Source organism: Paenibacillus sp. 11B, from assembly GCF_030487755.1.
Classification (GTDB): domain Bacteria; phylum Bacillota; class Bacilli; order Paenibacillales; family Paenibacillaceae; genus Paenibacillus; species Paenibacillus vandeheii.
Window position 1 is genome coordinate 557,013 of the sequence record NZ_JAUKNS010000001.1, and the last position, 24,593, is coordinate 581,605.

Annotated in this window: 21 protein-coding genes; 3 read left to right on the forward strand and 18 right to left on the reverse strand. The window is 44.7% G+C overall.

Features of this window, described 5'->3' with window-relative positions; all coding sequences use genetic code 11:
• Window positions 1-141 precede the first annotated feature (141 nt).
• Window positions 142-627 carry a GNAT family N-acetyltransferase gene (locus tag Q0V21_RS02390; RefSeq protein WP_301877404.1) on the reverse strand — a complete coding sequence of 162 codons (486 nt, stop codon included), beginning with the start codon at window positions 625-627 and terminating at the stop codon, window positions 142-144.
• Window positions 628-898: 271 nt separating this feature from the next.
• Here Q0V21_RS02390 and Q0V21_RS02395 point away from each other — a divergent pair, with 271 nt between their 5' ends.
• A complete protein-coding gene (locus tag Q0V21_RS02395) occupies window positions 899-2,059 on the forward strand; it encodes a S8 family peptidase (RefSeq protein WP_301877407.1) in 1,161 nt (386 codons plus the stop codon).
• 169 nt (window positions 2,060-2,228) lie between these two features.
• Here the strand turns inward: Q0V21_RS02395 and Q0V21_RS02400 are convergent, their stop codons facing one another.
• The 10 genes from Q0V21_RS02400 to Q0V21_RS02445 all read right to left on the reverse strand — a co-directional run bounded on the left by Q0V21_RS02400 (window position 2,229) and on the right by Q0V21_RS02445 (window position 14,407).
• Window positions 2,229-3,671 (reverse strand): 6-phospho-beta-glucosidase, encoded by a 1,443-nt coding sequence (locus tag Q0V21_RS02400; RefSeq protein ID WP_079349297.1) that lies wholly within the window; start codon window positions 3,669-3,671, stop codon window positions 2,229-2,231.
• 35 nt (window positions 3,672-3,706) lie between these two features.
• The gene (locus Q0V21_RS02405; RefSeq protein WP_079349298.1) at window positions 3,707-5,623 is read right to left on the reverse strand and encodes a beta-glucoside-specific PTS transporter subunit IIABC; all 1,917 of its coding nucleotides are present in this window, start codon (window positions 5,621-5,623) and stop codon (window positions 3,707-3,709) included.
• A 366-nt stretch (window positions 5,624-5,989) separates the two neighbouring features.
• Window positions 5,990-6,829: a BglG family transcription antiterminator LicT gene (gene licT, locus Q0V21_RS02410; protein WP_024630513.1), complete on the reverse strand. Its 840-nt coding sequence runs from the start codon at window positions 6,827-6,829 to the stop codon at window positions 5,990-5,992.
• 577 nt (window positions 6,830-7,406) lie between these two features.
• On the reverse strand, window positions 7,407-8,198 hold the full coding sequence (locus Q0V21_RS02415) for a class I SAM-dependent methyltransferase (RefSeq protein WP_079349300.1): 792 nt from the start codon (window positions 8,196-8,198) through the stop codon (window positions 7,407-7,409).
• A 30-nt stretch (window positions 8,199-8,228) separates the two neighbouring features.
• Window positions 8,229-8,534: a hypothetical protein gene (locus Q0V21_RS02420; RefSeq protein ID WP_079349301.1), complete on the reverse strand. Its 306-nt coding sequence runs from the start codon at window positions 8,532-8,534 to the stop codon at window positions 8,229-8,231.
• Window positions 8,535-8,557: 23 nt separating this feature from the next.
• Window positions 8,558-9,118 carry a DEAD/DEAH box helicase family protein gene (locus Q0V21_RS02425; protein ID WP_079349302.1) on the reverse strand — a complete coding sequence of 187 codons (561 nt, stop codon included), beginning with the start codon at window positions 9,116-9,118 and terminating at the stop codon, window positions 8,558-8,560.
• Window positions 9,119-9,297: 179 nt separating this feature from the next.
• Window positions 9,298-10,386, reverse strand: coding sequence for an acyltransferase (locus Q0V21_RS02430; protein ID WP_079349303.1), 1,089 nt, complete (start codon window positions 10,384-10,386; stop codon window positions 9,298-9,300).
• A 138-nt stretch (window positions 10,387-10,524) separates the two neighbouring features.
• Complete coding sequence (locus tag Q0V21_RS02435) at window positions 10,525-11,058, reverse strand: GNAT family N-acetyltransferase (protein WP_301877411.1); 534 nt, start codon at window positions 11,056-11,058, stop codon at window positions 10,525-10,527.
• Between the two features lie 47 nt (window positions 11,059-11,105).
• Window positions 11,106-11,501, reverse strand: coding sequence for a VOC family protein (locus tag Q0V21_RS02440; protein ID WP_079349305.1), 396 nt, complete (start codon window positions 11,499-11,501; stop codon window positions 11,106-11,108).
• Between the two features lie 194 nt (window positions 11,502-11,695).
• Window positions 11,696-14,407, reverse strand: coding sequence for an alpha-L-rhamnosidase (locus Q0V21_RS02445; protein WP_301877413.1), 2,712 nt, complete (start codon window positions 14,405-14,407; stop codon window positions 11,696-11,698).
• Between the two features lie 138 nt (window positions 14,408-14,545).
• On the opposite strand from Q0V21_RS02445, the gene Q0V21_RS02450 reads away from it, so the two are divergent.
• The gene (locus tag Q0V21_RS02450; protein ID WP_079349307.1) at window positions 14,546-15,427 is read left to right on the forward strand and encodes an AraC family transcriptional regulator; all 882 of its coding nucleotides are present in this window, start codon (window positions 14,546-14,548) and stop codon (window positions 15,425-15,427) included.
• 31 nt (window positions 15,428-15,458) lie between these two features.
• Here Q0V21_RS02450 and Q0V21_RS02455 read toward each other — a convergent pair whose 3' ends face one another.
• The 5 genes from Q0V21_RS02455 to zwf all read right to left on the reverse strand — a co-directional run bounded on the left by Q0V21_RS02455 (window position 15,459) and on the right by zwf (window position 21,397).
• On the reverse strand, window positions 15,459-16,052 hold the full coding sequence (locus Q0V21_RS02455) for a 5' nucleotidase, NT5C type (RefSeq protein WP_301877417.1): 594 nt from the start codon (window positions 16,050-16,052) through the stop codon (window positions 15,459-15,461).
• Between the two features lie 254 nt (window positions 16,053-16,306).
• Window positions 16,307-17,413 (reverse strand): metallophosphoesterase, encoded by a 1,107-nt coding sequence (locus tag Q0V21_RS02460; protein WP_301877419.1) that lies wholly within the window; start codon window positions 17,411-17,413, stop codon window positions 16,307-16,309.
• Window positions 17,414-17,696: 283 nt separating this feature from the next.
• Window positions 17,697-19,115 (reverse strand): NADP-dependent phosphogluconate dehydrogenase, encoded by a 1,419-nt coding sequence (gene gndA, locus Q0V21_RS02465; RefSeq protein ID WP_024630524.1) that lies wholly within the window; start codon window positions 19,113-19,115, stop codon window positions 17,697-17,699.
• A gap of 59 nt (window positions 19,116-19,174) precedes the next feature.
• A complete protein-coding gene (gene fsa, locus Q0V21_RS02470; protein WP_024630525.1) occupies window positions 19,175-19,840 on the reverse strand; it encodes a fructose-6-phosphate aldolase in 666 nt (221 codons plus the stop codon).
• Window positions 19,841-19,879: 39 nt separating this feature from the next.
• Window positions 19,880-21,397, reverse strand: coding sequence for a glucose-6-phosphate dehydrogenase (gene zwf / locus Q0V21_RS02475; protein ID WP_301877420.1), 1,518 nt, complete (start codon window positions 21,395-21,397; stop codon window positions 19,880-19,882).
• A 112-nt stretch (window positions 21,398-21,509) separates the two neighbouring features.
• On the opposite strand from zwf, the gene Q0V21_RS02480 reads away from it, so the two are divergent.
• On the forward strand, window positions 21,510-22,397 hold the full coding sequence (locus Q0V21_RS02480; RefSeq protein WP_024630527.1) for a LysR family transcriptional regulator: 888 nt from the start codon (window positions 21,510-21,512) through the stop codon (window positions 22,395-22,397).
• A gap of 380 nt (window positions 22,398-22,777) precedes the next feature.
• On the opposite strand, the gene Q0V21_RS02485 is transcribed toward Q0V21_RS02480, so the two are convergent.
• Window positions 22,778-23,362 (reverse strand): cupin domain-containing protein, encoded by a 585-nt coding sequence (locus Q0V21_RS02485; RefSeq protein WP_024630529.1) that lies wholly within the window; start codon window positions 23,360-23,362, stop codon window positions 22,778-22,780.
• A gap of 231 nt (window positions 23,363-23,593) precedes the next feature.
• On the reverse strand, window positions 23,594-24,547 hold the full coding sequence (locus Q0V21_RS02490; RefSeq protein ID WP_301878395.1) for an aldo/keto reductase: 954 nt from the start codon (window positions 24,545-24,547) through the stop codon (window positions 23,594-23,596).
• Window positions 24,548-24,593: the final 46 nt, after the last annotated feature.

Below are 24,593 nucleotides of genomic sequence, written 5' to 3' on the forward strand. Positions count from 1 at the left end.
GTTATATCAAACCATTTAAAATCCAGCTATTCTACTTCATTATAATTTCCGCGAGTGCCGACAGGCATTGTTTCTGTGTCAGCCCACAAAGGAATCCGCATACACTTCAAGTCATTCCATCTTGCAGTCTCTTGCTGAGGCTTATATTAGTTGAAATAACTGGCCTACTGACTTGTCCATGTGTACGGTTTGCCAGTCATCGTCCTGCTCAGCAATAACCGTATACCCTTGACGTTTCCAGAAATCGACGGCCCCAGGCAAGAAGCGATGCGTATGTAAATACAACGTTGTATAGTGCAGTTCTGCCACCACCTTCTCCAGTTCTCTCACGAGAAGTGAACCGATGCCATATCTGCGATACTCTGAATCCACATAGCATTTCACAATTTCCGCCGTAGACTGCGAAGGGTATCGTCCTGCCATTGCTTCGATGCGCCCATCATACGGCAGGATACCAATGGAACCCACAATCCGATTGTCTTCCATGACGGCAACAAGAAAGATCGTATCGGCTGAATCCAGATAATGTTCTCTGAATTGCTCCAAGTCAGTAGGTATTCTCTCATGATCTATCATTGGAAACACTTCTCTGCGTACACGCATGGCAAAATCAATTGCATCATTCATCAGGTGCTCCTGAATAGCGATAACTCTCGGTTTTATCTGAAACTGTGCCAAAAAAACCACATTCCTTATTCGTTATATTCGAGTCTGATGACAACTCCATCTACGAACCCATTTAGACGCATGTTCGCCCTCTGCTTCTCATCTTACCGAATTTAACCTTCCCTATCAATCTATCTAAGCTACTAACCAAAATAGAAGAAAGCCCGCGCGATCTGATAGGGTTCGCATACTATAAGGCGTGTCATCAATCAAATTCGAGGGGGAAGAACATATGTGGTTATCGCTAGGGATCTCTGCTGCAGTCCTGCTTGCGTTGGGGTTTGTCTATCGCTATGTGGAAGATAAACGCGCAACCAAGAAGTTTCATCCCCATGCGCCAAAGCAGTTGTTAATTAAGTTCAAGGAAGGTACGACAGCCGACGAGATAAACACCTTGCATAAAAAAGCAAAATGCAGCGTAGCCGAAACGTATGAAGGTCTGGGATGGTATCGCATCGAATCAAGAAAGAAAATGCACCGTATGTTAAAGCATTACAAGAATCATGTGCTGATCGAACACGCTGAACCCAACTATTATCTTCAGTCATCGTTTTCGCCAAATGACCCCTTTTTCCCATACCAATATAACCTGCAAAAAATCAATGCTCCCGCTGCCTGGGATATTTCCCAGAGTAACCGTTCGGTCAAAATCGCGATTATTGATACAGGCGTACAACTGAATCACCCCGAGCTCGCTGGCAAGATCCTGCCTGGTTATGATTATGTTGATTACGACAATATCCCTGAAGATGGTAACGGGCACGGCACGCATGTTGCCGGAATCGCCGCTTCCATTACCAACAATGGAGTGGGCATTGCAGGTGCTGCACCGCTTGCTTCCATTGTTCCGCTCCGTGTACTCGATAACAATGGACAAGGTACAACGGGCAACGTCGGAAACGGACTTGTTTACGCCGCCAACAATGGTATTCAAGTCGTTAACCTGAGTCTCGGCGGGCCTACGGGAGAAGCCTTTCTTCAGGCTGCTGTGCAGTATGCATGGGATCGAGGCGCTGTCATCATCGCAGCAGCAGGTAATGATAATACTTCGTATCCGATCGTGCCCGCGTCTTATCCCAACGTCATTGCAGTAGCTTCAACCAATCCTTCCGACCTCAAATCCAATTTCTCCAATTATGGATCCTGGGTAGATATGGCTGCGCCAGGGGATTCCATCTTGTCCACATACCTGGGTGGCTCTTATGCTTATCTTAGTGGAACGTCCATGGCTGCTCCCCATGTAGCGGGAGTAGCGGCTCTGCTGGCTGCACAGGGCAAAACGAATGCTCAGATTCGGGATGCATTATGCTTCGCTTCGGAACCTGTATCAGGCTCCGGGATCTACTGGACATATGGGCGACTGAATGCCTATCAAAGTCTGCAAGTCCCCTAATGCATCTACATCCGTTGATGTTTGGATTAAGCAAAGCCTCTTCTATGTTCACGAACAAAAAAATTAAAAAACCACACACATCATGGGTCAAATTCATCCTGAAAAGCAAAGAGCAATCCCGTGTCAACGAGACTGCTCTTTGTCTATTCAAAAGCAGCAACACCTCAAATCAGAAATATTGCGCGCCATTATTGGCGATAACCTCTTTGTACCAATGGAAACTTTTCTTTTTCACTCTGCGAAGTGTGCCCGTCCCATCATTGTTTCGGTCTACATAAATGTAGCCGTACCGTTTCTTCATCTCCCCGGTACCTGCGCTGACCAGATCAATGGGTCCCCAACTGGTGTAGCCCAGAAGCTCAACTCCATCCTGAATGGCTTCAGCCATCTCGGCAAAATGACGATTCAGATATTCAATGCGGTAGTCATCTTCAACGGTGTCATTGTCCAGCAATACATCCGTAGCACCAAGTCCGTTTTCCACAATAAACAACGGTTTACCGTAGCGATCATACAGCTGGTTACATGTAATCCGAAGTCCTTTGGGATCAATCGTCCATCCCCACTCCGATGCTTGAAGATAAGGGTTCTTCACCGAGCCAAATACATTGCCTTCCGTCGAATCCTTTAAAATCTCTGGATCCGCGCTTGTGCAGCGACTGGCATAATAACTGAAACCGATGTAGTCGACCGTATTTTGCAAGAGAATATGTTCATCTTCTGGCTGCATATCAATCAGGATCTCATGTTCTCTGAAGAAACGCTTGGTATAACCTGGATAAGCTCCCTTGGACTGAACATCGATGAAGAAGAAGGACTCCCGATCCTGCTCCATCGCTTTCCATACGTCATCTGGGTTGGATGTGTAAGGGTAGACCATCCCAGCAGCAAGCATACAACCGATCTGAGCACCGGGGATTATTTCATGACAAGCCTTAACGACAAGGGCACTTGCCACAAGTTCATGATGGGCTGCCTGATAGAGAACCTGGTCTTTGTTCTCGCCTTCCTGAAGTACAATACCCGCGCCGATATATGGTAGATGCAGCAGCATGTTGATCTCATTAAACGTCATCCAATACTTCACTTTGTCCTTGTAACGATTGAACAGCGTCTTTGCATAAGTCTCGAAAAATCCAATCATCTTGCGGTTTTTCCATCCGCCGTAAGTCTCGACCAGATGCACTGGAACATCAAAATGACAGATGGTGACCACGGGTTCAATATTGTATTTTAATAATTCGTCGAAGACATCATCGTAAAATTGCAATCCTGCCTCATTCGGCTCAACATCATCACCATTTGGGAATATCCGTGCCCAGGCAATGGACATTCTGAAACACTTAAATCCCATTTCCGCGAATAAGGCAATGTCTTCTTTATACCGATGGTAAAAATCAATTGCTTCATGGGAAGGGTAGAACTCCCCCGCTTTCGGGTCATAAGAATCCAGCTTTCCCATCGCAATAGGGAATCGATTGGCACCTGTTGGAATCAGGTCAACGGTAGTCAATCCTTTGCCACCCTCAAGATATGCTCCCTCAAGCTGATTCGCTGCCGTTGCTCCTCCCCAGAGAAAATTCTCCGGGAAGGCTGTTAATTTTTCAAACATCGGCTATTCCTCCTATTCGTATTGAAAACATTCAATTAACTGAGCACTGTAAGCAATTTGTCTTTTTCATTCACAACGGCATCTTTGGTTCCCACGACATCCAGATAATTCGACGTATTCGTAATAATAATGGGTGTAACCGTCTCATATCCGGCATCCTTGATGGCTTGCAGATCGAATTCCATAATCAGATCCCCTACATTTACACGGTCGCCGTCTTTCACATGAGCATTGAAATGTTGGCCTTTCAGTTGTACCGTATCCTGTCCGATATGAATCAGCATCTCAACACCATCATCCGTGACCAATCCAATGGCATGTTTCGTACGATACACGGTTTGCACAACTCCATTAATCGGGGATACCACTCTGCCGCTGGTTGGGCGGATGGCGATCCCTTTACCCATATGCTCGCCAGCAAATGTAACGTCGTTGATTTCTTTCAGTTCAACCACTTCACCAGCCATTGGGCTGAAAATTTCGAATCTGTTGTTCGGATTTGGATCAAGCACAGGTGCTGGAGCAGACACTGGCGTTGCTTCTACTTTGTCCTTGAATCCAACGATGTAGGTAAGAACAAAACCAAGTATGAACGCAACCGCTGTTGCCACAAGTGCCATGTAGAATCCGGAATCAACGCCAGTGGCTGAGTTGATAAAGGTTGGATACCCGAATACGCCAAGTCCACCAAACATGTACATTTTAGACCCGAAGAACCCTAAGATGGCTCCACCAATACCACCTGCAATACAGCTCATGATAAACGGTTTTTTCAGCGGAAGCGTCACGCCGTAAATGGCTGGCTCGGTGACTCCGAAAATACCTGAAATGAAGGCTGGAATACTTAACGATTTCAATTTGGCATTTTTCGTTTTTAACATGACAGCCAATACTGCACCAATTTGAGCAAAGGAAGCGGCAAACGACATCGCTACCACCGGATCGGATCCAGACGTGCTCAGGTTTAGAAGCATAACCGGCACCAATCCCCAGTGGAGACCGAACAGTACAAACACTTGCCACAAACCACCGATGACCAAACCTGTAACGAGCGGGCTTAATTCATAGATGCCTGTTGCTCCTGCACCGATCAATTGACCTGCCCAAGTAGAGATTGGACCAATTACAAGGAATGTTGCTGGAACAATAACAAGTAATGTAAAGAATGGAACCAGGAACGTACTAACCACTTTAGGAATGACGTTTTTGAAGAATCTCTCTATTTTTACAGCAAAGAATGTAGCGATAATAATCGGAATAACCGATGATGAATAGTTCATCAGAATAACAGGAATGCCCAGGAACGTAATGTGAATGGGTGATTCAAACAATGTACCTGCGAACAGGGTGTACAGTGGATCTCCCGTAGATAACCCGGATAGCGTTGGATAAACCAGCGTAGCTCCAATCGCCATACCCAGGAACGGTGATCCGCCAAATTTCTTAATCGCAGTATAACCAAGGAATACCGGGAAGAAGTAGAACAGACAGTCACCCGTTGCATTCAACAGATGGTACGTTCCTGATGTATTCGTTATCCATCCAAAGGATATAAACATCGCTGTAAAACCTTTGATCATCCCTGTCGCAGCGAGTAGTCCGAGCAGAGGTGTGAATACACCAGAGATCATGTCGATAAAACGACTGAACAAACTCCCCTTGTTACCCGAATCTTCCTGTTCCTCTGCAACCTGTCCTTCAGCAGGCAGATTACCTGCCTTAACAACTGCTTTATATACATCCGGCACTTCATTGCCGATAACGACCTGATACTGTCCACCACTCTGCATAACGGTAATAACACCTGGCAGATTTTTAAGTTCCTCCGTTTTAGCAACGCTTTCATCTTTGAGTTTGAAACGCAATCTGGTTACGCAATGGAATACACTGTTTACGTTTTTGGCTCCCCCTACACCAGACAAGATGTCTTTGGCCAGTTGATCGTAGTTCATAGTAATTCTCCCTCTCTAAGTAGACTCCCGATGCTTGTGAAACAAAGAAAACCTGAACTACTGAACATACATAACGTTCCCGATAATTCGGAAATAAGTCATGTTATTCAGCAATTCAGGTTTTGCCCTTAACGGTTGCAACCCTGTAAGGCTGTACACAGCGATATTCAGTTGTTACACTAACAACTTCATCTTAAAGTAAGTTGCAACCCATCTTTACGGACCCAGAGTGGTCGGAAGTATCGGAATTGCCTGATTGAACAGTTACAATCCGATTGATGTATGCGCTTACTTTATGAATTCATAATATAATAACTTCTGAACTTTTGCAAGCGTTTTTTTAAGAATCTTTATTTTGTAATATCGTTACTCTGATGTGGCATGTACCACGCGTTCGATATGAATGGTTAAGTACATCATTTCTTCGTTAGTCAGTTGATACGTGTAGTTATTTTCAATGAATTTTCGAATTTTCTCCGAGCACTTGTGCGCTTCAGGATACTTCTTCTGAATCATCTCAAATAACTCATCGTCGTTGTTGCTCTTGTAATGCTTGCCTTTCACCAGCCGTTGGGCGAAAAACTTCAGATGGGTCACAAATCGATAATAATTCAGTGAGTTCTCGTCAAAGTCCATTTTGAAATGATATTTAATAATCGTCAAAATCTCCTGCATCACTTGAGTCATGCTTCGGATGTTAGGCATCTCTTCGTTTAGTGCCGCATTTACAAAATGAAGTGCCATGAAACCCGCCTCATCTTCCGGCAAAAGCACACCAAACTGATCACAAATCATATTCAGCGCTTCCAGCCCTACCTCATATTCATCCTTGTAAAGCTGCTTGGTCTCCCAAAGCAATCCATTACGGATAGGCAGATGGTTACGATAACGTTCAATGGCAAAATGAATATGATCTGTCAGATGCAGATAGATGCTCTCGTTGAGCTTTTTCCCCAGCTTCAGCTTGGCATAGGCAATAATCTCCTCAGACACTTTCATGTATTCCAGTGGTATGCTCGCGATTAATGCCTTGAAATTTTCCTGGATATCTTCATTCTGTAAAGTAAATATCTTATCAATATGCTGCTCGGACACATCATCGCCAGCTCGCTTCTGAAAAGCAATGCCCCGTCCAATGACAATAACCTCACGTTCGTCTTTAATCGCAACTACAGCATTATTGTTTAACACCTTCTCGATCTTCACTTTATCCACTCCAATATACAGAAAAAGGCAAACCGTACCTTCAACGAGGTCACTGGCCTTGCCTTTTCACTTCAATATTAACTAATGTGCGTTCATGGTATTACATTTTTCTACAATGTGCAACAAAAAAATCGATGATGCCTTATCGCTAACAAACCACATGTTGAACGTCTAAATGAATCTGTTCAGCTGCTTTGTATTTTTTTCTGTTTGCGTATAATCAAGCTGTATTTTCCTGCCTTTCCATCAAGACCACTCCCTTAGCATGACGCCTTATCCAGAGAATTATACTTGACACCCGGAACGCCAATTCCTTAATTTCAATACCTGTCTGTATTAGACACCTTTTTACTGGCCCTTGACTTTGTGCATAGAAGCCAAAATTGATAGATACGTTCATAAATAATTCCGCTTCATTTCAGACAGAAAACGCTTGCACTTATTTACCTTTTTTTTATTTATATGCTTCTTAAAATCAAGTTGAATTCGGATCAAAAATATACAAAAAAAGCCCTTTATTTTAGAGGGCTTCATGTGTCCGAATAATGAAAAATTTCATACAAAAAATTAATTATTTTTATTTCGTCACGCTTTGCTCACATTTTTGACAGACATATATCATTTCATAACATTCTTCAGTTAGCGGTGTACCATGCCAATCCTTGTAGAGATGTAGTATTTTGAATCCATTTGTACGTAATAGACGCTCCATCTCTTGGGGATATGTATATCTTAAACGGATATTGGTCCCTTTTTCACTAATGATATTTCCATTTCCATCCTTCGTCTTCCTTGTTGTAGTATAGTGCTGGATCTGCTGGACTGAATCATATCGGCTGACGGTATATACATCGACAGCATTATAGGTTTCACTATCGACATAGCTTCTCCAGTATTCTTCAATCGGAGGTTGCAACAATTCCTCTGTGCTCGGGAAGCGTGTACCAAAAATAAAGAGACCTCCCATCTCCAAATGCTTGTTCACTGAGGATAACAATCCATCCTGGGCTTCATTGGTCAGGAAATGTTGAAACGAATTGCCAATGGAGTAGATCAGCCTGCTTACCACATTTAATTGCAGTTTGGTACAATCCTGTTCCACCCACTCAATAGCTACCTGGAGATCAGCTGTCTTGTTTCTGGCTTCCTCTAACATACCTTGATGGATATCTATACCAACCAGACGGTGACCTTCCATTGCTAATGGAATAGTCGCTCTTCCTGTACCACATGCGATATCAATAATCACGCCCTCCGTATATGCAGCCCATTGGGAAAGGAATTTCACATCTTCAAGGTATGCATTATTCTCCTGATCGTATAACGCAGGGTTATCGTATTCTTCAGTATTATCTATATGAATAGTCATTCATGTCCCCCTTTTCGTGTAATCGTTTCATCATGATTTATTGTTGCGGCTTTCCTTCTCCAACTCTGCTTCAATCCTGCGATTAATTACTTTCAACTGATCCGAATCCAAGTGTTCGACATTAGTCAACTGTTCATCTATCTTGTATTCTTCCGCTTCACCCTTGTTCATCAGTCCCAGATGATGCTTGATGGATCGAATATCCTCGCGCATACTCATGGTCTGACGATAATTGTCTGCAACAAGTGCAAATATAATAGCACCTGCCAGAATCGTACCATATGGGAACAGAAGACAGAGAACAACTCCTACTACTAAAGCCAAAATAAAGTACATGCCTTTTTCGCCTCCTCTTTCAATTACAGTTTGAATCGTTCTTGGATGAGTTGAGCAACCTCTGTCGCACTCTTATGCGTGTTATTGATTCGAAAATAATGCTCGTGCGTAATTTCTCCGGGCTCTGAATTCAATCGATATTTCTCCATGCTCGAAATCAGATCCTGCTCGGACCATTCGACATTCCGCTTCGTTGCTTTGTGCAGCAGCCGATGTGGGCTTTTATTACGAACCAGACGTTCCGTCGAATCAGCTTCCAGTTCAACATAGCATACCTCAGCACCTCCGGACTCGAACAACGCACTGATTTTTCGAATGTAATCCCAATCCTCTTTCATATCGAAAGCCCATACAAATGTAAAAATCAAACCGGGCAGCTCGCTCCTCGCCACTTCTTCAAAAATCTCCTGACGGAACAGGTTAACAAGCCTCTTTCCTTGAGGCGTACCATAACTGAAATAGGGCGACACCAGTTCAATCGTCATATGATTGTGAAACAATTTCAGATCAGTGATCTTCTCCAATTCCTGACCAACCGTCATTTTCCCTACAGCCTGTGGACCAAAAATAATGATAAACTTCATTCCACCACTCCTGACTTCAGTTACATGTATTCCATTACTTGAATTTTATGGACATTAATCCATAATAACGCCTCGTGGACAAATAAAAAAGAGATTTCAAGCCATCCACTGAAAGTTCAGGGCTTGAAATCTCTCTTTTCGGTTTTACTTTATATTCATCGTTTCACAGTGTGCCCACATTAACGTCCAATCAGAACCCATCCCCACTTCATACGTCGGAGTCCCATGGCAATAATCCATGAGAGCAGTATTGCTACAACATAAGAAAGCATAATGCCAAGGCTAAAATGTGGAGCGAGCTCCACGGTGAGTTCTCTTCTCCAGAACAACAGTACTAATGGGTGTATTAAGAATACACCAAACGCCACCGTGCCCAAAGAGTTCAAAATGCGAGTTGCCCGATTAGATCTGCTCTGTTTCCAAGCGCCCATTCGTTCACATGTCATTAACAAGAGCAAGCAGGCCGAAAGAGTAAACAGATTACGGAAAAGAAATAGCAGCGTATAGGTTAGCGCCGGAGATGCGGCGAAAGTCGTTTTTACATATGTGTTGCCATAAATAAAGACGGCCCCTCCGCTCAACAATGCAGCGATCAACACATAACGGTAGGAGAACAGTTTCTTCATTGCTGCATCGAAGTTCAACCCAATCCAGGCACCGAATCCAATAACAATCAAGTAACTTGGCAGCAAACTCCCCATCCGTGAGAAATGAAACTGCAGATGCAGGGCGTAAAAAACTGCCTGTGCCGCAATAAAGAACAACGGTAAATATTGATTAAATAAACGATAACGTGTTAACGAAAGAAGCAGTGGAAATACCACATAAAATTGCAAAATAATTAGAAAAAAATATAGATGCGTGTGTGCAGTACCGGTTAACAATTGCTCCGAGAACTGCTTCACATGTGCCAAAGGCTCTTTGTTTGCTAGCCACTGCTTGACGATAAAATAAATGAGTGACCAAGCCAGATAAGGCACAAAAACATAAAATAATCGCTTTTTATAAAAAGTGGGCATCCAGCCCTTTTCCTTCATCTTGGAGCTGTAATTGTAGAACAACACCAGCGAGGAGAGGAACAGAAATGCGGGTACGGCGAATTGCAGAAAGCTGTTCCAAAAATAATAAAAGTCATGATCCAGCGTGTGCTTGGGATAATGGGCAACTGCCGTTGAAGTCGCATGAATAGCAACCACAGCCATGATTGCAAAAGCACGATAGAGATCCAGATACTCAATACGCCGGGGCCGATTAACCGGATGATTCATAATAAAACCTCACTTATGCCTGATAGAATGGTAGTTTCCGGCCGCAATCCAGATTCTACCCTTTATTTTAAATCAGCAGACGTGGGTATTACAATCATAATCCATATTATTTTCGTTAAATCACAACATTTCTCAACATTATTCGACATCACCTATCCAGAACCGCTCTACGATATTCCCATCAGGCTCAACATAGTCTTGATCCTGAATCCCTCCGTTACGAAGAATAACTCTTCTGGATGCCTCATTGTGCGCGTCACATACAACCAGCACTTTCGTGATCCCGAGATCTTTCGTGATTTCCAAGGACAGCTTGAGGATTTCGGCACCGTATCCATTTTGCCGCTCGCCTGGACGAATCCCGTAACCAATATGTCCTCCGCTATGAAACAGCTTCTCATTCAGCTCATGTCGTATATTCACGGCTCCAACCACTCGATCACTTTCCGTCACGAGCCAATATGTACTGTCCCTAACCCAGCCTTCCGGTATATTAATGCCTTGTTCACTACGTTCCAAAAAAGCTAACATCCCTTCAAAAGGGTAGGGCTCTTTCGAAATGACCCACGGTACCATCGATTCTCCGCTTGCAACCCAGTCTTCATAAAATGCCATATACGTTTCTTTATATTCTGCTGAAGGTTTGATTAGTCTAACTTTTTCTTTGCTCATTTTACGCACGTCCTCCTCACTCATATTGATTGCCCAGCTATTTCAACCTAATATACTAATTCACAGTCATGATGCTCCCAGACGTCGAACAGATTACCGTCCAAATCCTCGAAAGTAAAAAACTTCCCGTATACACCCTCATCACTAACTTTGCCAACACGGACATGACCAGCAGTGAGTTCAGTATGGAGTTTGATGATATCGTCAGTAAAAAAAGTGATTACCCATCTCTTTTTCTGCCTCACTTGAAATACGGCTCTGGAATCATGATCACTTTCAATCAAATCGAGAATCGGTCTATTGTCTCTAAATAGGCTAATATAGCCTTCTCTAGGCTGCCTGATATTGAATCCAAAATGGTTCACAAACCATGCTGCTGACTGCTCTACATTTGTCACAGGAATGACATTGTATGCAATGCCCAGTATTTTTCCACTCGTCAAATTGATTAATCTCCCTTCATTGCATTAATAACTTATGATCCTCTTATCGATCTGAAGAACGGTTTCTTCTGAAGAACAGTATCTTTATCCAAGTATAAAAAGAGAACCTGCGTATGCAGATCCTCTACTCAGGTCCAGCTTTCGCTACTATATTAGTTCACGATCCTGTTGGCGGATTCCTCTAATCATACCCGTTATACTGATTCCGTCTGTTGTGCATAGACTTCCTGATCCGCTCCAAGCATCTTGTAAGTGAATTGATAGCTTCCTGATCCCAGCGCAATTCGTACATCGGTTCCCTGCGCTTGAAAATCATGAATACCCGCTACTTGGTCCAAAGCTTTCCCTTTCTCCCGAACGGTCTGTACATCTGCTCCAGGAAGAAGGATTGTACCCGTTGTATTGGCAGGAAACGTCACATGAACTTCCATCTCGTTATGTTCAAGACGATACCAGTTTGATGTCACACAACCGTACATCGTCTCGAAACTTGCTTCCACCCACTCCAGTCCAGGTCCTGGTTTGGGCTTGATGTGCACAATCCGGAATCCAGGCTGATGTTCATCCGTATTAATCCCTGCAACGTAACGATATAACCACTCTCCTATGGCTCCATATGCATAATGGTTGAATGAGTTCATATCAGCACTCCACAGACTTCCGTCCTCCCGGATTCCGTCCCAATGCTCCCACACTGTAGTCGCACCTTGTGTCACTTGGTATAACCAAGATGGATAATCCTCCTGAAAGAGTAGCGTATAGGCCAGATCATGATGTCCCGTATCACTCAGTACCGGATTCAGATAAGGTGTTCCCACAAAACCGGTGGTCAGATGGTTCCCTGCGTCCGCAACCAGTTTCCCCAATTGATCAATGGTACGTTTCCGAGCTGTAGCATCCAAGAGGTCAAAATGCAAAGCAAGTACATCCGCTGTCTGTGTGGGGACGGCAAGTTTGCCCGCAGGTGTCACGAATTCATCCTGAAATGCAGCAACAATGTTGTCATGAAGATTATCATAATACACTGCATCTTCCTTCTTCCCCAACACCTCTGCCGCTTTCCGTGTAAGAGAAACAGAGTAGGCATAAAATGCTGTCGCTATGAAATCCTTGTCTGTGGCCCCGATATAGCTATCCGGCTTGGAATCCAGCCCGAGCCAATCGCCAAAGTGGAAACCTGTATTCCACAAGTAAGGATTCTCCCCTTGAGCATGAATGTAATTAATCCAGCGTTTCATGCTGTCATATTGCTCAGCCAACAGCCTAACATCCCCATACATCTCGTAGATCGTCCATGGACAGATGACAGCAGCATCTCCCCAGGCGGCAGAAGAATGATTGGTGTCTCCCCATCCCTCAGACATCGGACTCCTCAGATCAGGAACAAAGAAGGGAATACCTCCATCTTCTCCCTGATCGGCTTCCAGGTCCCGCAGCCATTTGGTAAAGAAAGGTGCTGTGTTCATCAGATAGGAGGCCGTGCGTATAAACATCTGTGCATCTCCTGTCCAGCCTAGTCGCTCATCCCGCTGTGGACAGTCTGTCGGAACGTCGAGAAAGTTTCCTTTTTGCCCCCACAATATATTGTGATGAAGCTGATTCACCAAAGGACTAGAGCTCTTGAAGTGACCTGTACACTCCATATTGGAATGCAGCACAACTCCTGTGAAATCCTCCAGGTTAACGTGATCCGGGAACCCGATGAGCTTCACATAACGGAATCCCTGAAACGTAAAATGCGGCTCATACGTCTCCACACCGTTTCCTTTTAGCGTATAGCGGATGCACTGAGTGGCACTACGGAGATTTTCTGTATAGAAATTACCTGCATGATCCAAAATCTCGGCATGTCGTAATTCAACCGTATGACCCGACTCACCCTGAATGCTGAATCTCATCCAGCCGACCATGTTCTGTCCCATGTCCAGCACACGCTCTCCTTGAGGTGTTGTCAGCAAAGCGATCGGCTTCAACTCCTGTACTTGCATTACCGCCACATTCTCCTGAGCAACAATGATCTCTTTCGTATAATCCAGCACACGTACGGGTGACCATGGCGTTGAGGATGAATCTGTCCACTCGGACTCCAGGCGAGCATCGTACGTTTCACCCATATAGATATCCGACATGCGGATGGCACTGGGCGCGCTCTCCCAGTCTTGATCCGATACAATGCGTTCCTCCGAACCATCCCCATAATGAACATGAAGTTCCAGCAGTAAAGCATGGTCTGCTCCGTAGATCTTCTGCCTCTTATCCCATCCCAAATGTCCTTTATACCAACCATCACCCAGATAAGCACCGAGTAGGTTCTGTCCATTCTGAAGCTGATCAGTTACATCATAAACCTGATATTGCAACCGCTTCCCATAACTGGTCCAGCCCGGGGTGAAGTATGCTTCGCCAACTCTCTGATTATTCAGATGAAGTTCATACAATCCAAGTGCAGTTACATATATTCTTGCCGCTGCAACAGGTTTTTTCAGTTCAAACAAGGTACGCAGTCGTGGGCAAGACTCCTCCTGCTGAGAGGATGGATCTACTGTAATCCAATCCGCCTGCCAGGCATCTTTACTACCCATGAATCCCGTCTCGAAATACGCTGTCTCCGACCAGTTCGATTCATCTCCTGCATGATCCCAGGCACGAATGCGATAATAGTAGCGGGTTCGTGCTTCGGGTACCCAATGATCCAGTTCAACATGAATGGACTGGTCAGAGCTCATTTTGCCGGAATCCCATTCAATCTGGTCCAAATCTTCTGTTCGTGACAACTGAATTTGATAAGCTGACTGTACACAATTTCTGCGATCGGATTGCAAATGCCAGCTTATTCTGGGAGACGTGATATCTAGTCCAATCGGATTTATTTTATACTCACAACGCAGATGATTTACAATCAACATCAGAGAAACATCCCTTTCCATCGTGGTTTCCAATTCAAGGTTACGATATAATTATATCGATTCTGTATTCGGAAATACCTGGCGAAGAGGACTGTTTAACCCGGTTATCTGGTCATTCTCAACGGAGGAGGCTATCTTATGAATTCTACCGTCCAGCTGTTCAAGAGCGAATCCTTTTTCCAGAATAATCTGAAGCTGTTCGTGAACCGGTGTTCCGAGGATTTTGTGGTTCCCTTTCACGCACATGAATTTGTTGAATACAGTTACGTGGCAGAAGGAAAGGGCTTTCATCACATCGGTGAAGATATTATTCCGGTACACAAAGGTATGCTGTTTGTCATTCCGGTTGGCGTTCCTCATGTATTCCGTCCGGCTACAGCGAATGTATCAGAGCATCCACTGATTATCTATAACTGTCTGTTCAATTCTGAACTGATCCACACCCTGTCCATCATTATTCAGGAGGCAGAGATTCGAAACCATCTGACAGATCTGGAAAAGAATCGGGTTCCTTATGTATCTATCACTGATTACAGTCAACGGATGGAAGAATTAATGGTAAAGCTGTACCGCGAATCTGCCGTTCCGGGAATCGGCTCATCCACGATCCTTTATACGCTCGTTAGTCAACTCGTCGTAACGACCTACAGACACATTCATCAAATCACCTGCAATGAGAAGGAAAATACAACTGATATGGAACACATCCTTCATTACCTGGACCAACATGTTAACGAACGAATCCGTCTAAGCGAACTCGTGAATATCTCCGGTTGGAGTCAAAGACATATTGGACGTATGTTCGTGACCCACACCGGGCGGACGTTTGGTGCCTATCTGCAACATTTGCGCATACAAAAAAGCTGTGAATTGCTGAAGAATTCACAACATAAAGTCAGTTTAATTGCTGAACTTGTAGGCTACCGGGATGTAGATTCATTTTACGCCGTCTTCAAACGCATTACGGGAGAAACCCCGCAGGGTTATCGCAGGAACTTCAGAGCTAAACCATCGAATTAAGTGTTCCTGCCTTCTGCTCCATTCCCTGGGTTCATCTCTTTACCGATTCTAGCTTGCTCTGCTCATGTTCTGTTTCAAGCAGACGATCCACATATGCCTTTGCACCTTTCCATGAGGTCATTAACGGAAACTGATGTTGCTCCCGCTCGTTTACATTCCATGGATGAGGGATGCAAATGACTTTTTTTCCGTCATTCATCGCAGGTATCAGGTTATGCGCTCCATCATCAATTAACAAATCGAAATTAATCAGATTCTTCCGTTTACAGGTTATAAACTGTTCTGGAGATATGTATGTCATATGCTTCTGGAGCCAATTCCACTTCTCAACAACTGTCTTGGGTTCAGCCGCCGTTAGTATAAGCAGATCATAGGCTAGATGGAGCTTTTCCACCTCTTCCACCACATATTCGTCATAAATCTCCAGTTCCTCAAACAGTCCTGGCCGACCGTAAAATACATCATGTGTACATTCCGGATGGCGAATATGGGATGTATCCCAGTGCACCATATCCTCGTATCGCAGCGGATGAGTTGGAAAGTTGATGTTATTGTGGTATATGGCTCGCTTGACCAGATGACATATCGTATCATCCATATCTACAGCAATAATAGGTTTCTTCATCTTTATCCCCTCCAATAGGATCACAGTATATCATCATCGATGTTATGAAGCCATCTTTTACAAAAAAAAGCTGCTGCTACCGTTGTTGGGGAGATCAACAACAAAGCAGCCCAGAAACCTGTCCACATGTGGATAAGATTTTCGGGCTGCTTCGCTAACTCACTTCCCTCTAGCAATGCGCGAAGTGAGTCAGATACAGCGATTTAAGCAGAAAAATTGTAGCCTATTTACACCACTCGCTCAGGCCAACAACCTTATTTCTGTTGGAAGGTTACGTTAATCTGTACAATCTCGGATCGACTGCTCGTGCGAATCGGAGGACCCCAGAAGCCATATCCAGAGGTCACGATAGAGTGCATAGACCCTTTTTGCAGATAACCCCAATCATTCTCGTATATGGCCTTAGTAATAAACTGAGCGGGTGCGATCTGACCTCGATGGGTATGACCGGACACAACCAAATCCACATGATTCTGCTCCGCAATATCCAAATCATAAGGCTGGTGATCCATCATTAGCACAGGCTTGCTCAGGTCTGTATCCTGCATCAACGCTGCTACTTCTGCCCGATCCTTCTCGGTCCGGTCTTTACGCCCAATCAGAGTAATCTTATCGTCCAGGGTAATCTTTTCATCATACAGGACCTGCATATTACTCTTCTCCAGTGCGGCAATTAAATCCTCGATCGGACCATTGAATTTATCGTGATTACCCAGTGAGGCATATACTCCATAAGGAGCCTGAATGCCACTGATAATATCCGCAATCCCACTCTTGAGGTACATATCCAAGTTGTCATCGATAATATCACCAGGATATAGCACTAGATCTGGCTTCAGTGCGTTAATTTCCTCCACCATACGTTTGGCGTGTGCAGGACCAGACAGCAGTCCGAAGTGCATATCTGCAGCCATAACTATGTTGAGGCTGTCGACACCTTCCACTTTTTTATCAATCTGAATATTATATTGCCTGACAACTGGACTATAGGCGTTATAGATACCGTAACCCAGTGTAGACAGCAACAATACAAGTGTAACCACACCCGCCCATTTGTGGGCATGATGTCTTGGAATTCTTGTCAGTCTAAGAATCCATAACGTCAAATGAACAACCGGCAAGATCATTAACAGCAATGAGAAGATAGCCAGCCAGTATGAGCCGATTATGCTCAGGAAGGAGAAACTTCCAAACAACCGTGCCAGGATGAAGGATACTGCAAAGAAGACAAGCACAACGATGTAAAACCAACGGAATCTCGCTGAGACGACAGGCTTCATCCAGCTCCAGCCGCTCCGCCCTATGTAAAACACTAATAAACCATATACAATCAAAAACAATATGCCTGTAAGTACAAACATGCCCCGGTTAACCTCCACGTCAATAAGTTGATTGCTGAATTCAGTTAGAAAGCTTCCTATCCGTTTGAACAAGTATAACGTAGTTAAGGGGGTCAAAACATCTGTTTAGAATCATAGATACGTACATTTTATTACAATTTGTTGATACTTAAATTCCAAGCATTCATAAACGGACATTAATAGGAATACATTAATCACATGCAGCACAAAAAAGCCGACCCTGTATCCAAACATGAGTTGAACTCATGAACGGACACAGGGTCGGCTGTTCATACATTACGAATTATTCGTTGGTATCCATCCACTGGAAGTGGAATGAACCTTCTTTGTCCACACGTTTGAAGGTGTGAGCCCCGAAGTAGTCACGTTGTGCTTGCAACAAGTTCGCAGGCAAACGCTCTGTACGGTAGCTGTCATAGTAGGACAACGCGCTGGAGAATCCAGGAACCGGAATTCCTTGAGTTACCGCAGCAGCAACGACTTCACGCCATGCGCCTTGGTAGGATTCAACAATGTTTTGGAAGTATGGATCCAGAAGCAGGTTTTTCAGTTCTGCGTCTTTGTCATATGCTTCCTTGATGTTTTGCAGGAACTGCGAACGGATGATGCAGCCACCACGGAAGATCATCGCGATGTTGCCATATTTCAAATCCCAGCCGTACTCGTCCGAAGCAGCGCGCATTTGGGCAAAGCCTTGTGCGTAGGATACGATTTTACTTGCAAACAGCGCTTTGCGCACATTCTCAATGAATGCTTTTTTGTCACCGGAGAATGCTTCAGTTGCAGGTCCATTCAGGATTTTGCTCGCTGCCACACGCTCGTCTTTCATCGCAGACAGGAAGCGGGAGAATACGGATTCCGTAATCATGGACAAAGGTACGCCCAGATCCAGCGCGCTTTGACTAGTCCATTTTCCTGTTCCTTTTTGTCCGGCTGCATCCAGAATGACATCAACCATTGGTTTACCCGTTTCCGGATCGTATTTGGAGAAGATGTCTGCGGTGATTTCGATCAGGTAGCTGTCCAGCTCACCCTGATTCCATTCGGAGAAGATCTCATGCAGTTCTTCAACAGAAACATTCAGCACGTCTTTGAGCAAGTGATACGCTTCACCGATCAACTGCATATCCCCGTATTCAATACCGTTGTGCACCATTTTAACATAGTGTCCAGCACCATCTGGTCCGATATATGTGCTGCAAGCATCGTCGCCCACTTTAGCCGAAATGGCTGTCAGGATTGGTTCAACAAGCTCATATGCACTCTGTTGTCCGCCCGGCATGATTGCTGGGCCTTTCAATGCGCCTTCTTCCCCACCGGATACACCCGCACCGATGAAGCGGAAACCTTTGGCTTCCAGATCTTTGCTGCGACGTTGGGTGTCAGGGAAGTATGCGTTCCCTCCATCAATGATGATGTCTCCCTCGTCCAAGTGTGGCAGCAGTTGTTCAATCGTAGCGTCCGTTGCTTTACCCGCTTGAACCATAATCAAGATTTTGCGTGGGGATTCCAGAGAAGCTACGAACTCTTCAATGGTGAACGCACCTGTCAGGTTTTTGCCCTCAGCTTCTTTTAAGAGATCGTTCGTTTTCTCAGGGGAACGGTTAAAAACCGCTACCGAGAATCCTTTGCTTTCAATATTGAGAGCAAGGTTCTTACCCATTACTGCAAGTCCGATGACACCGATCTGTTGTTTACTCATTATGTCCTCCCAATACTCTTTATATATAGTAGGTTAAAATTCGAGATCAACAATCCTTATTACTGAACCGTTTTTTTCCAGTCAGCTGCAAACTTATCCATACCTTGATCTGTCAGCGGGTGTTTGGAAATTTGTTCAATGACGGAGAATGGCACAGTAGCAATATGTGCTCCAGCCATTGCTACACGTGTAACGTGGTCCGGATGTCTTACAGAAGCCGCAATAATCTGTGCATCCAGGTTATGTGTACGGAACAGCTCAGCAACTTTGGCAACCAATTGCACGCCATCTTCGGAGATGTCGTCGAGACGTCCCAGGAACGGGGATACATATGTTGCACCGGCACGAGCAGCAAGCAGCGCCTGGTTCACTGTGAAGATCAACGTTACGTTAGTTTTTACACCTTTTTTGGTCAGGTAACGGCAAGCTTCCAGTCCTGCAAGTGTCATTGGCAGCTTGATTGTGATGTTTTTGTCGTTGTTATTGATTTTGATCAGTTCGTCAGCTTGAGCAATCATCTCTTCGGCTGTGATCGCATCTGGTGTTACTTCCGCAGATACGGATTCAACTTCAGGTACCTCACGCAAAATTTCTTCAATGCGGTCTTCAAATTTCACGCCTTCTTTGGCTACCAATGACGGATTTGTTGTTACACCGGACAGTACGCCGATTTTATACGCTTTTTTGATGTCTACCAAGTTTGCTGTATCGATGAAAAATTTCATATTCAATTACCTCCAAGGGATATGTTTGTTTTTTTGATGTTACAGGTTTGCATTAACAGCCATAGGAATTTCAGTTGCAACTTCGGCCTGCTGATCGGCAGGTTGATCAAACCACCAGTGGTGCCCTTCGGCAGCCAGCATAGCATCCGACTCTACAGGTCCATAGCTTCCTGCAGGGTACAAATGAAGTGGGAGCAAATTCTCCTGGAAAGCATCCAAGATAGGTTGCACCCATGCCCAGGACAGTTCTACTTCATCCCAGTGGGCAAAGAACGTTGGATCTCCATGCAATGCATCATGAATCAAGTTCTCATAAGCTTCGGCCAGATCCTCACGATCTGGTGACAGATCGATATGAACCGGCTTGAACTCTCCTTTGTTTTGCGGGTCGCTCGCATTCAGCTGCAGTGTCATGCTCTGGTCAGGGCTCATCTCAATCACAAGCAGGTTCGGTTTGGAACCGTTAACCACGTTGGCCTGTCCGGATGGTTCCTTGAATTCAATGACGATACGAGTTGATTTCTCCTTCATTCGTTTGCCTGTACGGATATAGAAAGGTACTCCGCGCCAGAAGAAGTCATCAATCTGTAATTTTGCAGCAATAAAAGTATCATTCATCGTATTCTCGGCAACACCCGGTTCAGCTGCATATCCGCTAACGGATTTGCCTTGAATGTTTCCTTCAGCATACTGTCCGCGAATAACACTTGCACCCACAGTTTGCTTTTGCAAAGGCTGTATCGATTCCATGATGTGCTTTTTCTTCAAACCGACTTTTTCCGTGGTGCTGTTATACGGAAGCTGGATCGCCATCATCATGAGCAATTGCAGCATATGATTCTGGAACATGTCCCGCACGGCGCCTACATGGTCATAATAGGATGCCCGTTCTTCCACACCAACAGTCTCATTAGCGGTGATTTGCACATTGGAGATGTAGCGGTTGTTCCACAGTGCCTTCATGATCGGATTGCTTTGATGCAGGGTTTCAAGACGCTGTACCATCGGTTTGCCCAAATAATGGTCAATTCGATAAATCTCTTCTTCGGTAAACGCCTCGCTTAATTTGCGATTCAGATCACGAGCCGATTGCAGATCATGACCAAATGGCTTCTCGATCACAAGACGTTTCCAGCCCGCTGTAGATCCAAGTCCACTTTCCTGAATGTTCGCTGCAATCGGTTCAAAGAATTCTGGACCAACCGAAAGATAAAATAAACGATTGGATGGAATGCCAAGTTCAGCCTCTCTCTGTTCAACCAATTTTAACAGCTCTATATAATCTTCCTTATGGCTTATATTCAATACACTATAGCGGAAAGCCTGCACGAATGACTTCACAACTTTAGGATCGGCCGGGCGTCTGGAAAATTCATTCAATGATTTTTCCACTTGTGCCTGAAAGAATTCATCAGACCACTCTCTGCGTCCCAAGCCAATCAGCGAGAAGGATTCCGGGAGTTTCTGCTCAATGTATAAATTATATAAGGCTGGATATATTTTTCTTTTGGCTAAATCGCCAGTCGCACCAAATAAAATAATGGTCGTTGGTTCCATCTCACTGTTCTCCTTCCAAGTAACTCTGGTATCTTTGCTGTAGTTACACTATAATACGTTTCATAGCCATACAAGTAATTAATATATTTCACAGGAGCTATAGACCATATCTATGACAACAAATTATGAATTATATAAGGTATTTTACTGGGCTGCCAAAACAGGAAGTTTGACTCAAGCTGCCAAAGCGCTATATATCACTCAACCAAGCGTTAGCCATGCTATCAAACAGCTGGAGGAAAGCTTTGGCCTCACGTTGTTTTACCGGAATTCCAAGGGAGTTGCACTGACACAGGAAGGTGTCAGTCTGTATTCCTATATCGAACAATCCCAGATTCTGATCTCGCTGGCGGAGGAGAAAATGGCCGCCCTGAAGAGTTTAGACAACGGAGAACTGAGGATTGGCGGCAGTGATTCATTGTTTAAGCATTACATGCTGGCATATCTGGAAGAATTTCATGTCCTATATCCTAACATCAAGCTGCATCTGAGTCATGGAACAACGCCGGAAGTCATCACGTTTCTGAAAGAAGGAAAAATTGATCTGGGTGTTGTTCGAATGCCCATCGTTGATCCGCAGCTGGAAGTTCGGGAAAGTATTCAGCTCAAGGACTGCTTTGTTGCGGGTGAACGTTATGCTCAGCTGAAGGATAAAGTCATGACACTGGAGATGCTCCTGGAGCATCAATTGATTCTCTTCTCCCGGAACAGCCGGGTGCGGATGGCGATTACGGAATTGTTCAACAGCTATGGCTATACACTCAAACCCGAGATTGAAGTCGGCAGTGTGGATTTGTTAATTGAATTTGCACGTCGAGGATTGGGCATATCGTATGTAACCCGTGAGTTTATTTCCAAAGAGCTGGAGGAAGGCTCTCTCTTCGAAATTCAGCTGGATGTTCCCCTGCCTCCATCCCATGTAGGCATCATGACAAAGCGGAATATGCCGATTTCCCTGGCAGCGAACCGATTTATGGATCTCATTTTTAAATGCGATTAGACTCTCGGGTCAACAAAAAGTGCCTCATCACCCATACGGATGATGAAGCACTTTTTATTATATACATATGTAAAATGACGAACGAGAAATTATCATAAAGAAAATCAAATTATCCATTGAAATAACTCCACCTCTTCATTCACATCAAAAACGGATTCAATGTCATACTTCGAGTTCTCTTAGTCTTTCCTCAATTCTTCCAGGAATCAAAGCAAACAGTTGGTCCCAGGTCATAAACACATTGGGGTCAAGCACATATTCCTCAAACTCCACAGCAGGTAGAGAATTCTGACCGTGTTAATTTGGAACAAAACGTAAGCCCACAACCGAATTTCCCGGTCGTGGGCCTGAATGCGTTCATTGGAGAAGGAATTATATCGTTATCCCTTTGAGTTCTTGGATGATTTGGAAGCTTTGATCGCCTGATCGGAAACAGAATCCACGCATCCAATTGGCGGACCCAAAATAGCGTCATTCTTGATGGAAGCCACTGCCTTTGCATACGCCTCCTCATCAATGCAGTATGCACGATGTGCAACTTCAGGCGGTGTTGCAGCCAGAAAATCAGCCCCAAGCACAATGTCCGGTGTAGGTTGATCAAAAATCGTCAACAGATGCACATCGTCGGTCTCCGCCACAAACCAGTGAAACCACCCTTGAGGGAATATCGAAACTTGACCAGGCTTCAAGTGATAACTTATCCGCTCCCGCTTAAAGGGGTCGTAGACAGAGGTGGTAACTTCACCGTTGATCAGAACGACCATCTCTGTCACATTGGTATGCCAGTGTGGCTGAACGATGATACCTTTACTCATGTGTACGTTGAAAAATCCATTTTTGATCGTAGGCAACTGCTCCCCAAACAACTGGGTAATATAATTACGCGAGTCACGCTGATAATTTAAAACCGTTGTCGAATCGGCTGCCAGTTGAACATTCGGGGATTGCAGAATCGGATTAATCATACCGCTGTTTCCTCCTTATAGGCGCACATCTCATTGTTGTACTGTATGCGTTAATACGCGGAGATAATACCGTGGACACGATTGTATTTCAATTTTTATCCGAATGTATAGCTTCATCTGTCGATCAGGTTCAAGTGAAGAACTTCACTCTCAAGTAAAACACAAAAACGCCCTTTTCCTGTTGAAAACAGGTCTGGGGCGTTAAGTGCTTTATCTATAGCTTGCTATATCTTAAGCACTTCCCGGGTATCTTCCTCCGGCGGCAAATCCTTTCGGAGATATCCGTTCAATCTCTGCCAATTCATCAATGGTGAGAGAAACCTGCAGAGCACCAAGATTCTCGTGAACTCTCTCCAAACTGCGAGTACCAGGAATCGGAACGATATGTTCTCCTTTTTCAAGTAACCAGGCGAGTGCAAGTTGAGAGGCAGTGCACCCTTTTTGCATAGCCAGCTCCTGGATCAGGCGCACGACCTCCAGATTTTTCTGGAAATTCTCACCCTGGAAACGTGGATAATGACGACGATAATCGTCCTCCGGCAGGTCGTCTATCGTTTGGATCTGGCCTGTCAGGAAACCACGCCCTAACGGACTGTAAGGGACAAGCCCAATGTTCAACTCGCCTAGCAGTGGCAAAATCTCATCTTCGAGCTCACGACTCCACAATGAATACTCTGTTTGGAGCGCTGTGATTGGATGAACGGCATTCGCACGACGAATCGTCTCCGTAGGCGCTTCAGACAGACCTATATATCGGATCTTCCCCTGTTGAACCAGATCGGCAAGTGTTCCCACCGTTTCCTCAATTGGAGTATTGGGATCAGGACGATGCTGATAATAGAGATCGATATAATCCATCCCCAGGTTGTACAGACTGGCATCCACTGATTTTTTAATATACGCCGGATCTCCCTTGGGACCCTGGGTATGTGTTATACCAAACTTGGTCGCTACAATAGCATCGGCTCTTCGCCCTTTAAGCGCACGCCCAAGCAATTTCTCGTTGCCTCCAAACTGCTGCTTTTCATATTCACCGTACAAATCGGCTGTATCGAACATCGTTACGCCTGCATCTAACGCACCATGAATTGTATGCACCGAATCTTGGTTGTCTGGCATCATCATTACACCCAGCCCAAGCCCGGATACTTGCAAATGATCGCTTCCCAACGTTCTTGTCTTAATCATGCGGTTCCCTCTTTTCGTTATTAAATAGAAAGATATTGAACTT